Annotated in this window: 4 protein-coding genes; 3 read left to right on the top strand and 1 reads right to left on the bottom strand. The window is 68.1% G+C overall.

The genetic code is table 11. The features are described from left to right. Nucleotides 1-64: 64 nt before the first annotated feature. The gene (locus CSW58_RS06505; RefSeq protein ID WP_099446742.1) at nucleotides 65-1,339 is read right to left on the bottom strand and encodes a DUF5690 family protein; all 1,275 of its coding nucleotides are present in this window, start codon (nucleotides 1,337-1,339) and stop codon (nucleotides 65-67) included. A gap of 428 nt (nucleotides 1,340-1,767) precedes the next feature. Between CSW58_RS06505 and CSW58_RS06500 the strand changes: the two genes are divergently transcribed. From CSW58_RS06500 to CSW58_RS06490, 3 genes are all read left to right on the top strand, one after another. Further along, a complete protein-coding gene (locus CSW58_RS06500; RefSeq protein ID WP_099446741.1) occupies nucleotides 1,768-3,663 on the top strand; it encodes a DUF3604 domain-containing protein in 1,896 nt (631 codons plus the stop codon). Nucleotides 3,664-3,666: 3 nt separating this feature from the next. Then, nucleotides 3,667-4,512, top strand: coding sequence for a peptidyl-prolyl cis-trans isomerase (locus CSW58_RS06495; protein WP_099446740.1), 846 nt, complete (start codon nucleotides 3,667-3,669; stop codon nucleotides 4,510-4,512). Nucleotides 4,513-4,562: 50 nt separating this feature from the next. After that, the coding region (locus CSW58_RS06490; RefSeq protein WP_201721593.1) for a hypothetical protein at nucleotides 4,563-4,785 on the top strand (223 nt) is incomplete at its 3' end.

Here is a 4,785-nt window from a genome sequence, read left to right as displayed (position 1 = left end):
TTCGTCCTGATGCTCGGCTTCGTGTGCTCGGGTGGGCGAGGTCCGTGAAGCCGGCGACTCGTGCCTACCGGCCGGCCTTCCGGAAGAAATAGACGGCCGAGAGCATGACGCACACGGCTCCGACGATGGCGGTGGCATAGGCGCTGGCGATGAAGAAGGGCAGCCACTGCAGGCTGACGACCCCGAAATTGCGCCACAGCATCAGGCCGACACTGCCGACATAGCCGGAGGCGTCGGCGAGATAGATCAGGAACCCCGCCGTCGCCACCCGGCCGCTGAAGGCGATCAGCCGGTCAAACAGCATGGCGTTGAAGGGGGTGTAGGCCATGTACAGGCCCGCCCCGGTCAGGATCATCCAGGTCAGGGGCGAGATCAGATGCGCCTCGAAGGCCAGGGTCGAGACGCCCAGGGTCACGAAGCCGGCGGCGATCATCGCATGGATGACCATCAGGGCCCGGCGGTTGTCGCGCACCACCATCAGCATGGCCAGGGCGGCCAGGGCGGCGACCGCCACGGGCAGCTCGCTGGCCGAGAACACTCCCGACTGGCCGCCATAGCCGAGTTCCTTCCAGATCTCGGCGGCGAAGTTGTCGCGGAAATCCCGGAAGGCGGTGAGCAGCACATAGGACAGCACCAGCAGCGCGACCCCGGGGCCGAAGGCGGCCAGGAAGGCGCGGCGCTCGGCCGCGCCCATCGGCGCGCGCTTGACCCGCTGGGCCTCATCGGCGGGGCTCGGCGGCGGCAGCAGGCTGAGGCCCCAGACCGAGACCAGCAGCAGCGGCATGAACAACGCGCCGGTGGCGGCGGGCATCCAGAACCGGTCGACATGGGCGGTCAGCATCAGCCAGGCGCCCACCGACTTCACCACGCCGGACGAGACGATGAAGCTGGCGCACAGGATGGCGCCCAGCACCTCCGACACCCTGCGGCCCTCCATATAGCCGAACACCAGGCCCCAGATCAGGCCCAGCGGCAGGCCGTTGAGCAGCAGCATGGCCACGTTCCACGGGGCCGGAATGAGGGCGAAGCCGACCAGGGCCAGCCAGGACGTGCCGATCAGGAGCAGGATCGCCGCGGCCCGGCGGGCCGGGTTGATTTCGGAGATGACCTTGATGCCGATCATCTTCGACAGGGCGTAGCCGGCGACCTGGGCCAGGACCAGGGCGATCTTGTAGTCGAGGACGAAGGTCCAGCCGGGCACCGCGTCGAAGGTCGCCGCCGCGAACGGCTTGCGGAACGCGTACATGGAGAAATAGGCGGAAAAGCCCGCCAGTCCCGCGAAGATCGTGAAGATCACGGGATTGGCGCGGGCCAAGGCCTGCTGCAGCTTGCCGCTCAAGTCGATCGTCCCCGGGAAAGTCTCCGACGGGCCTGTCGGATGTTGAAAGGCGATTGGTTCACATCGATCGCGGTTGGACAACGGCGCGGGGTGATCGCGCTGTCGTCTCCGAATCCAGGTGAAGCCGCTCGTCCGTTATCCGAGACTTGTGACAGGCGAGTGATCTGAAAAGGCCTCGCCGTCGCAACAGGGCCGGCCGGCGCCGGGCGGCGCGTCGCTTGAGCAGGGCGGCGGGGGCGAGGCGCCCGATGCGCGTCGGGCAGGCGCCCTGGCCTGAGCGGGGCGGATGGTCGGCGGCGGATCCGCCCTCCGGAGGCGGATCGATCTCCATTTTGGGCCGCCATTGGCGCGATCAGCGCAAAACGCGCGTGCGTCCCACCCCTCGAGGGGGTTAGGCTCGAAAAAAAGAACACCCTGGGGGGACGGCAATGAAGAAGATCCTCGTGACGATGGCTGTGAGCGGGACCTGTCTCGTGGCGCTCGGCGCCTGCGACAAGCTCGGTTCAAAGGTCAAATCGATCGCCAAGGCGCCGGTCGTCGAGACTGAAAATCCCGAGCGGGTCTATTGGGGCGACACCCACCTGCACACCAGCAATTCGGTCGACGCGTTCGGCTTCGGCGTACGCCTGGGGTCCGAAGAGGCCCTGCGCTTCGCGCGCGGCGAGGAGGTGACCTCGACCGGCGGCCTGAAGGCCAAGCTGGCCCGGCCGCTGGATTTCCTGGTCATCGCCGACCATTCCGACGGCCTGGGCTTCACGCGCAAGATCTTCGAGACCCCGCGCTTCCTGCTGCGCAACCCGTTGTTTCGTCGCTGGCACGACCTGATGCACGAAGGGCCCGCGGGCTCGATGAAGGCGACCGGGGAGCTGATCGACGCCGCCGCCAGTGGTTCGCTGCCGCCGGCCCTCACCGATCCCAAGCGCTCGGCCAAGGCGACTCGTTCGATCTGGAACGACCATGTGTCGATCGTCGAGCGCTACAACGACCCGGGCAGGTTCACCGCCTTCATGGGCTTTGAATACACCCTGATGCCGAAGGGCGACAATCTGCACCGCGTGGTGATGTTCCGCGACGGCAAGGCCGAGGCCTCCAAGGTCGTGCCCTATTCGTCCCTGGTCGGCACCTCGGCCGAGATGCTTTGGGACTATATGGACCGCTACGAGCAGACCACCGGCGGCAAGGCCCTGGCCATTCCGCACAATTCCAATGTCTCCAACGGCCTGATGTTCGAACTGACCGGTCCGGACGGCGGCCCGATGTCGGCCGACTATGCCCGCCGCCGGGCGGCCCGCGAGCCGCTGGTCGAGGCGACCCAGATCAAGGGCGACAGCGAGTCTCACCCCTTCCTGTCGCCCAATGACGAGTTCGCCAGCTTCGGCGACGCCGGCTGGGACCTCGGCAACCTGCCCATGTCGTCCAAGAAGACGCCGGACATGTTCGCCGGCGAATATGTCCGAGAGGCGCTCAAGCGCGGCCTGGCGATCGAGGCCAAGACCGGGGTCAATCCCTACAAGATGGGCATGATCGGCTCGACCGACTCGCACACCAGCCTGGCGACCGCCGACGAGGACAACTTCTTCGGCAAGCATTCCGGGGTCGAGCCGCGTCCCGGCCGGGCGACGGAGCCGCAGAACCTGGGCACCCGCGAGGGGCGTACCGGCCAACACTATCTGGCCGGCGGCTATGCCGCCGTCTGGGCCAAGGCCAATACCCGCGCCGCCATCTTCGATGCGATGATGAAGCGCGAGGTCTATGCCTCGACCGGCCCGCGCATGCAGGTGCGGGTGTTCGGCGGCTGGGACTTCACCGCCAACGACCTCAAGGCCAACTGGGTTAAGGCCGGCTATGCGCGCGGCGTGCCGATGGGCGGCGATCTCAAGGCCGGGGCCGGCAAGGCTCCGGTGTTCATCGTCTCGGCCCTGAAGGACCCGATCGGGGCCAATCTGGACCGCGTCCAGATGGTCAAGGGCTGGGTCGACAAGGGCGGCGTCACCCATGAGCAGGTCTATGACGTGGTCTGGAGCGATCCGGCCCGCCGGGTGAAGACGGCCGGCAAGGTCCCGCCGGTCGGCGACACCGTCGATCTGGCCACCGCCACCTATGCCAACACCATCGGCGCCCCGGAGTTGGCCACGGTGTGGACCGACCCCGATTTCGACCCGGCCCTGAAGGCCTTCTACTATGTGCGGGTGCTCGAGATCCCGACCCCGCGCTGGGTGGCCTATGACGCCGTGCGCTACAAGGTGAAGATGGGTCCCGAAGTGCGGATGAAGGACCAGGAGCGGGCCTACACCTCGCCGATCTGGTACACGCCCAAGGGCTGATGGATGACCCTTCGCGAACGCCTGGTCCAGGGACTCCGCGAGCCCCTGGTTCAGTTCCTGCTGGCCGGGGCCCTGATCTTCATTGTCTTCGCCCTGCGCGGCGGCAGCCCCGATCCGGGCGAACGCCGCATCGCGGTTGACGAGGCGCGGGTCCAGCGCATCGTCACCCTGTGGATGCAGACCTGGCGTCGCCCGCCGACCCCGGCCGAGCTGGACGGCCTGATCGGCGAGTATGTGCAGGAGGAGGTCTATTATCGCGAGGCCCTCCGCCTGGGCCTGGATCGTGATGACCCGGTGATCCGCCGGCGGCTGCGCTCGAAGATGGAGTTCCTGGCCGCCGACCAACTGGAAAGCGTCACGCCCGGCGATGACGTGCTGAAGGCCTGGATGCAGGCCCATCCGGCCCTCTATGTTCAGGACCCGAAGATCAGCTTCCAGCAGGTCTATGTCGGCTCGGCCACCGATCGCGACGCCGCCGAGGCCGGGGCCGCCAAGCTGCTGGAGAGCCTGGCGGCCGGCGCCGACCCGGCAGGCCTGGGCCAGCGACTGTCCGTGCCGTCGGACCTGTCAAAGGCCTCAAGGTCTGAGATCGACCGGCAGTTCGGGGACGCCTTCGCCGAGAGTCTGCTGCGCGCCCCGATCGGCCGATGGAGCGGGCCGGTGGCCTCCGGTTTCGGCCTTCACCTGGTCAAGGTCAGCGCGGTTCAGGCCGGTCCGGCGCCGGACCTGGATCAGGTGCGCCAGGCGGTCGAGAACGACTGGCGCGCCGCCACCCGCGCCGAGCGGGAGGCCAAGGCCTATCAGGACCTGCTCAAGGGCTATGACGTCGTCATCGCGCGGCCCAAATGAGTCTGGCGCGTCTGGCTCCCGCGTTTCTGCCCCCCGCGTTTCTGGTCGCCATGATTCTGGCCTTGATGGCCCTGGCCGGGGCGGCCCGGGCCGACGACCTGCGGCCCGGTTATCTGGAGCTGACCCAAACCTCGCCCTCGGCCTGGCGCCTGGTCTGGAAGGCCCCGATCCGCGGCGGCCTGGCCACCCATGCCGCGCCGGTCCTGCCGCCGGTTGCCAGGCTCCGCCGCCCTCCCGCACCCTGGTTGGCGGCGCCCTGGTCGAGGTCTGGAG

It is taken from the genome of Caulobacter sp. B11 (assembly GCF_002737765.1).
Classification (GTDB): domain Bacteria; phylum Pseudomonadota; class Alphaproteobacteria; order Caulobacterales; family Caulobacteraceae; genus Caulobacter.
The sequence above is the reverse complement of the archived record's forward strand: the minus strand, read 5'-3'. Positions and strand labels throughout refer to the sequence as shown.

Coding starts and splice junctions, on each gene's coding strand:
- CSW58_RS06500 (WP_099446741.1), top strand. CDS start 1,768: ATGAAGAAGATCCTCGTGACGATGGCTGTGAGCGGGACCTGTCTCGTG.
- CSW58_RS06495 (WP_099446740.1), top strand. CDS start 3,667: ATGACCCTTCGCGAACGCCTGGTCCAGGGACTCCGCGAGCCCCTGGTT.